This is a genomic window from Candidatus Darwinibacter acetoxidans, from assembly GCF_041936445.1.
Taxonomy (GTDB): domain Bacteria; phylum Bacillota; class Limnochordia; order Darwinibacteriales; family Darwinibacteriaceae; genus DTU010.
This window is the reverse complement of sequence record NZ_JBHGXH010000330.1, coordinates 1-1,891: the sequence shown is the minus strand read 5'-3', so window position 1 is coordinate 1,891 and position 1,891 is coordinate 1. Positions and strand designations below refer to the sequence as shown.

Genomic DNA, 1,891 nt, shown 5'->3' with positions numbered 1-1,891 from the left:
GCCGGTGCCGTAGAGTTTGATGAGGTAGGTGCGTTCGTCCTCGAGGAAGCGATACTCGTCGCTATACTCGATGCGCCCGCCCTTGCCGGTGCCCATAGCCATGATGTAGCGCTTGGCTAGGCCCAAAATGGCCTTGCCTTGCTCCACATAGGCACTCTGCACGATCTTGGTCGGCAGAGGCAGGATGTCACGCACCCATGATCCGTCGGGACGCTGGAAGGCCGTTGCGGGCATGACCTTGTTGAGGTAGTCAACCGGATTGACCACCATCAGCAACTGTGTCACCGTGCGGTTGAGCAGATTCGGGCCCACCGCGAGCCGCGACGCCAGGTCGCCGTAGACCGCCGGAGTGAACTGCGTCACAGGGATCGGCACCTTTGGTGCGTATCCCGTAGTGTTGTCGAACACTGTCAGGTCGCGATCCATGCCGATAGGTTCGTAGATACGGTCCTCGGGATCTGCAGCTTGGTCAGCCAGTCCACGCCCACTGATGATACCCTGCTCCAGCCCATTTGCGATTGCCTCTGCCAGGATGGTACGGACGTAGCGGTCGAGCCATGCAGGGCCGAGGTCTAACATCGCCTTGCAAACCGGCACGAAGGCGCTCAACTTGGTTTGCTCGAGGTTCAGGTAGTTGAACTGAGCTGCCAACTGCTTCTTGATCTCGCCGCAGAGCGGCCCCCACCACGCTAGGAACCGTCCGTCCATTGTGCTGTAAAGCCACTTGATTAGCGCAGAAGCATTGTCGAACCTGATCTCCGACAGGAGCGGGTGCTCCTCGGTGATGTCCTCGAATACGGCATTGATGATGGTCTCCGGAAGCACAGCGTCGAAGCCGCTCAGAGCCTGCTTCGGATTGCTGGACTTCATCGCCTCGATGATCTTCTGGTAATACTTGGTCTCTTCGCTGGTCAGGGCGCGCACGCCACGACCGGCCAGGATCTGGTTGTCTGCCGCCTGCACGAGGCCTTTAGCCTCGGCCATGACAGCCTCTTGCAGCATGTCGGTGTACTCCGTGAACGCTGCGGCAAAGGCCGCCTCGTCGCCATCTTTCATGGCCTGGTTGATCTTCGCAACAATCTCATTCTTCTGCTTTACCAGCAGATCCATGTTCTTCACAGTTAATCCTCCTTCACGGCAAATAGTGCCGTCATTAGATTTTGCAGCTTGTTGTCCTCCGGTTCGGGTTCAGGCGTTGGCTCTGGCTCAGGCGTTGGCCCTGGTTCATGCCCTGCCTTCTGCTTTATCAGCCCCTTCAGCCTGGCTTCCAGCACGTCTGCTAATCCATCCAGATCCACATCGACCTGCAGCTTGCTGTCATTCGACTGCCGACTCAAGATCATCTCCATCAGCTGCTTTCGGAGATTCTGCGTCGGCCTCTTGCTCGATCCGGCATCCTCAATGGCCGTGGCAAACCCCATCTCCAAAGCCTCGGCGGGACTGAGCCACGTTTCCACATCCATCATGGCCTTCAGTTCGTCTTTGCTGATATTGACATGGTTCAAATACACCTGCTCGGCAGCCTCATTGATTTTCTCCGTATCGTCTGCAGCCTTCCTCAGCGCATGATAGTCGCCCCACTCGCCCCATTGAGCGTTATGGAGCCACAGCAACGACGGGTTGGACATGATTCGCTCATCACCGGCCATGAACACCATGCTTGCAGCAGAGCAGGCAAACCCCTCGCAATACGTCTTGACCGTCGCTTTGTGCCGTCTCAGCTGGTTATAGATAGCCAGCCCCTCTGCTATTTCACCGCCGTAAGAGTTGATGTAGACGTTGATGATATCAGCGTCCAGCCCCTCGATTTCCTTGGCTAGCGTGTAGCTCGACACGTCGCTGTCAAACCATTCCCACGAAACGATGTCACCAAAGATGTAAATCGACGCTT

The 1,891-nt window shown here is 56.8% G+C and carries 2 protein-coding genes; both read right to left on the bottom strand.

Going from position 1 to position 1,891, the window contains the following annotated elements:
* Positions 1-1,110: phage major capsid protein (locus ACE4YL_RS14430; protein WP_461369740.1), on the bottom strand; the 1,110-nt coding region annotated here is incomplete at its 3' end.
* A gap of 11 nt (positions 1,111-1,121) precedes the next feature.
* A partial coding sequence (locus tag ACE4YL_RS14425) for a head maturation protease, ClpP-related (protein ID WP_461369739.1) occupies positions 1,122-1,891 on the bottom strand: 770 nt, incomplete at its 5' end.